This window comes from Acidovorax sp. HMWF018 (assembly GCF_003061035.1).
GTDB classification, from domain to species: Bacteria; Pseudomonadota; Gammaproteobacteria; order Burkholderiales; family Burkholderiaceae_C; genus Acidovorax; species Acidovorax delafieldii.
The window spans coordinates 1-4,672 of record NZ_QAIM01000402.1; the positions used below are offsets into that span (position 1 = coordinate 1).

4 protein-coding genes are annotated in these 4,672 nt (G+C 67.6%); all 4 read right to left on the reverse strand.

Annotated elements, in window-relative coordinates; all coding sequences use genetic code 11:
• A partial coding sequence (gene pgk / locus DBR23_RS16320; RefSeq protein ID WP_108498945.1) for a phosphoglycerate kinase occupies positions 1–912 on the reverse strand: 912 nt, incomplete at its 3' end.
• On the reverse strand, positions 909–1,925 hold the full coding sequence (gene gap, locus DBR23_RS16325; RefSeq protein WP_108498946.1) for a type I glyceraldehyde-3-phosphate dehydrogenase: 1,017 nt from the start codon (positions 1,923–1,925) through the stop codon (positions 909–911). The genes gap and pgk, both read right to left, overlap by 4 nt.
• Before the next feature lie 18 nt (positions 1,926–1,943).
• On the reverse strand, positions 1,944–2,624 hold the full coding sequence (locus DBR23_RS16330; RefSeq protein ID WP_108498947.1) for an HAD-IA family hydrolase: 681 nt from the start codon (positions 2,622–2,624) through the stop codon (positions 1,944–1,946).
• A partial coding sequence (gene tkt, locus DBR23_RS16335) for a transketolase (protein WP_199227728.1) occupies positions 2,621–4,672 on the reverse strand: 2,052 nt, incomplete at its 5' end. The genes tkt and DBR23_RS16330, both read right to left, overlap by 4 nt.

Consider the following 4,672-nt stretch of genomic DNA (forward strand, 5'->3'; position numbering starts at 1 on the left):
CGTGGCCGGCGCATCGGCACTGAAAGCCTTGGCGGTCATCACGTCGGTCGGGATCGGTACCTCGGCACCACGCGCCTTCATCGCCTCGATTACCGCCTTGGCCTGGTCCACCAGGTCGGCTTCGGCCAGGCTCTTGCCGATCTTCAGGCCGGCGGCCAGCATGAAGGTGTTGGCGATGCCGCCACCGACGATCAGGTTGTCCACGTTGTTCGCCAGGCTCTTGAGGATGGTGAGCTTGGTGCTGACCTTGCTGCCGGCCACGATGGCGACCAGTGGGCGCTTCGGCGCGGCCAGCGCCTTGGCGATGGCGTCCATCTCGGCCGCCAGCAGCGGGCCGGCGGAGGCGATGGGCGCGGTCTCGGCGATGCCGTAGGTGGTGCCTTCGGCCCGGTGGGCGGTGCCGAAGGCGTCGTGCACGAAGATGTCGCACAGCGCGCCGAGTTTCTTCGCGAGTTCGGGGCTGTTCTTCTTCTCGCCCACGTTGAGGCGGCAGTTCTCCAGCAGCACGACCTCGCCGGGGGCGACCGAGAAGTCGCCGTCGATCCAGTTGGCCACGAGGCGCACCGGGCGGTCCATGAGCTCGCCCAGGCGTGCGGCCACGGGGGCGAGCGAGTCCTCGGGCTTGAACGCCCCTTCGGTGGGCCGGCCCAGGTGGCTCGTGACCATGACCGCCGCGCCGGCGTCCAGCGCCATCTGGATGGCCGGGATGCTAGCGCGGATGCGCGTGTCTTCCGTGATGCGGCCGCTGTCGTCCCAGCCGCCGCCGGGCCGCCCCAAGGCGGTTGCTCCCCCCTCGGGGGGGCAGCGAAGCATGGGGGGCGATAGAGGCACGTTGAGGTCGGCACGGATGAAGACCCGCTTGCCGCGCGCGAAGCCGGTTGCACACACATCGCTGAATCGCAGAGGCTTCATTTCGCGTAGCCCACGACGCGCACCATTTCCAGGCACTTGTTGGAGTAGCCCCACTCGTTGTCGTACCAGCTCACCACCTTGATGAAGGTCTTGTCCAGCGCGATGCCGGCTTCGGCGTCGAAGATCGAGGTGCGGGTATCGCCGCGGAAATCGGTGGCGACCACCTTGTCTTCCGTGTAGCCCAGCACGCCCTTGAGCGCGCCTTCGGACTGGGCCTTCATCTCGGCCTTGATCTCGTCGTAGCTGGCTTCGCTGTTGAGTTCCACCGTCAGGTCGACCACCGACACGTCGGAGGTCGGCACGCGGAAGGACATGCCCGTGAGCTTCTTGTTCAGCTCGGGGATCACCACGCCCACGGCCTTGGCCGCACCGGTGCTGGAAGGGATGATGTTTTCCAGGATGCCGCGACCGCCGCGCCAGTCCTTGTTGCTCGGGCCGTCCACCGTCTTCTGCGTGGCCGTGGCCGCGTGCACCGTGGTCATCAGACCGCGCTTGATGCCCCACTTGTCGTTGAGCACCTTGGCAATGGGCGCCAGGCAGTTGGTGGTGCAGCTGGCGTTGGAGATGATGGCCTCGCCCTTGTAGGTCTTGTCGTTCACGCCGAAGACGAACATCGGGGTGTCGTCCTTGCTCGGGGCCGACAGGATGACCTTCTTCGCGCCCGCATCCAGATGCTTCTGCGCGGTGGCCTTGTCCAGGAACAGGCCGGTGGATTCGATGACGACCTCCGCACCAACGTCGGCCCATTTCAGGTTGGCCGGGTCGCGCTCCTGCGTCAGGCGGATCTTCTTGCCGTTGACGATCAGGGTGTTGCCTTCAACCTTCACGTCGCCCTTGAAGCGGCCGTGCACGCTGTCGTACTGCAGCATGTACGCCAGGTACTCCGGCTCCAGCAGGTCGTTGATGGCCACCACTTCGATGTCCTGGAAGTTCTGGATCGCGCTGCGCAGCACGTTGCGGCCGATGCGGCCGAAGCCGTTGATGCCGATCTTGATGGGGGCTTTCTGTGTCATGGAATGTTCGAAAGAAATTCAGTTCAGCAGGAGAGAAATGTCGGGAATGACGCGATCGGGTCGGCTGGCGGTGATGGGCTCACCCATGTTGTAGCCATAGGGCAGCGCCCACACGCGCACGCCGGCGTTGCGCGCGGTGGCCACGTCGATGGAGGAGTCGCCCACGAACAGCGCGCGTTCTGCGGCCGCGCCGAACTGCGTGAGGCAACTGTGGATGCCAGCGGGGTCGGGCTTCTTGGTGGGCAGGGTGTCGCCGCTGATCACGCGGTCGAACAGCGGTGCGAGGCGGTGTGCATCGAGCACGGTGGCGGTGTAGCGGCTTTCCTTGTTGGTCACGACGGCGAGCTTGACGCCGCGCTCGCGCAGGGCCAACAGGGTGTCGCGCACCTGGGGGTAGAGCTGGCTGCGCGTGCCGCAACGGCGTTGGTAGTGGCGATCGAATTCGGCAGCGATCAAGCTCAGTGAGCTGCTGGACCGGATCACCTCGGCGGTGGTGTCGCTGGCCGATGCCAGTGCCTGGATCAGCAGCTCGCGCGTGCCGTGGCCGATCCAGCGCTCCACCTGCACCTGCGAGACCGCTGGCAGCTCGAAGCGCACCAGCGTGTCGTTGACGGCGTCGCCAATCTCGCCGGCGGTGGCGACCAGGGTGCCGTCGAGGTCGAACATTGCCAAGTCGAAAGCCTGGACGTTCGCGCTCATGCCGTCACCGCTTCGATGCCGGCGCGCACACGCGGGCGTGGGTGCACCAGTGCGCGCACCTCGTCGGCCACGCGCGCGGCGGTGATGCCGAAGTGTGCGTACAGGTCTTTCGCGGGTGCCGATTCGCCGAAGCTCGCCATGCCCACCACGCGCCCGGTGCGGCCGACGTACTTGCGCCAGAAATCGGGGTGCGCGGCCTCCACCGCGATAGCGGGCAGCGCGGGCGGCAGCACCGCGTCCTGCCAGGCGGCGTCCTGCCGGTCGAACAGGTTGGTGCAGGGCATGGAGACCACGCGTGTGGCGATGCCTTCGGCCGCGAGCGCGGTCTGTGCCTGCATGGCGAGCGCCGTTTCGGAACCGGTGGCGACGATCACCGCCTGAGCACCGTCCATGTCCGAGAGCACGTAGCCCCCGCGCCGGATGTCCGCTGCGCGCGACGCATCGCCCAGCTGCGGCAGGTTCTGACGCGAGAGCGCGAGCGCGGTGGGACCGTCGCGCCGCAGCAGCGCATGGGACCAGGCCACGGCCGTTTCCAGCGCATCGGCGGGCCGCCACACGTCCAACCCCGGGATGATGCGCAAGCTGGGCACATGCTCCACCGGCTGATGGGTCGGACCGTCTTCGCCCAGGCCGATGCTGTCGTGCGTGAACACATGCACCACCTGCAGCTTCATCAGCGCGGCCATGCGCACCGCGTTGCGGCTGTAGTCGCTGAACGCGAGGAAGGTGCCGCCGTAGGGAATGAAACCACCGTGCAGTGCCATGCCGTTCATGATGGCGGCCATGCCGAACTCGCGCACGCCGTAGCTCAGGTGGTTGCCACCACTGAAGCGGCCAGCCTTGTTTGGCCCGGCGGTGACGCAGCCCTTGAAGTTGGTGAGGTTGGAGCTGGTGAGGTCGGCGCTGCCGCCGAAGATTTCAGACAGCTTCGGTGCCATGGCATCGAGCGCGAGCTGGCTGGCCTTGCGGGTGGCCACCGCATCGGTGCACTGGCCGAGCGCCGCCACCAGCGCGGGAATCTCGTTCACGAAGGCCTCGGGCAGGTCGCCGGCCATGCGGCGTTCGAACTCGGCGGCTTCGACCGGGAAGGCCTGGCGGTAGGCGGCGAGACGCGCCAGCCATTGCGTTTCCAGCGCACACCCGCGCTCGGTGGCGTTCCATGCGGCAGCGATGTCGGCCGGAATCTCGAAGGGCGCGGCGCTCCAGCCCAGCGCCTCGCGCGTGGCCTGAACCTCGGCGGCGCCCAGGGCGGCGCCGTGCACGTCGTGGCTGCCCTGCTTGTTGGGCGCGCCCTTGCCGATCACGGTCTTGCAGCAGATCAGCGTGGGCTTTCCCTCGGCCTGCGCGGCCGCGCTGCGTGCGCGCTGCAGCGCGGCGTGGATCAGGCTGGGGTCGTGACCGTCCACTGTGACCACGTGCCAGCCGTAGGCAGCGAAGCGGCGCGGTGTGTCGTCGGTGAACCAGCCCTGCACATGGCCATCGATGGAAATTCCGTTGTCGTCGTACAGCGCGATCAACTTGGACAGGCGGAGCGTTCCTGCGAGCGAACACACCTCGTGGCTAATGCCTTCCATGAGACAGCCGTCACCCAGGAACACGTAGGTGTGGTGGTCCACGATGTCGTGGCCGGGGCGGTTGAACTGGTGCGCGAGCAGCTTCTCGGCCAGCGCCATGCCGACCGCGTTGGCCAGGCCCTGGCCCAGCGGTCCGGTGGTCGTTTCCACACCCGGTGTCACGCCCACTTCAGGGTGGCCGGCGGTCTTGCTGTGCAGGCGGCGGAACTGGCGCAGGTCGTCCATCGACAGGTCGTAGCCCGTGAGGTGCAGCAGCGCGTACAGCAGCATGGAACCGTGGCCGTTGGAGAGCACGAAGCGGTCTCGGTCGTGCCAGGCGGGGTTGGCGGGGTTGTGGCGCAGGTGGCGGTTCCACAGCACCTCGGCGATGTCGGCCATGCCCATGGGTGCGCCCGGGTGGCCCGAGTTCGCGGCCTCTACCGCGTCCACCGCCAGCATGCGGATGGCGTTCGCCATGCGGCGCGCAAGATCGAG

What these genes read in the sequence shown, in the direction of transcription:
- gap (WP_108498946.1), bottom strand. Translation starts at nt 1,925, where the DNA reads ATGACACAGAAAGCCCCCATCAAGATCGGCATCAACGGCTTCGGCCGC.
- DBR23_RS16330 (WP_108498947.1), bottom strand. Translation starts at nt 2,624, where the DNA reads ATGAGCGCGAACGTCCAGGCTTTCGACTTGGCAATGTTCGACCTCGAC.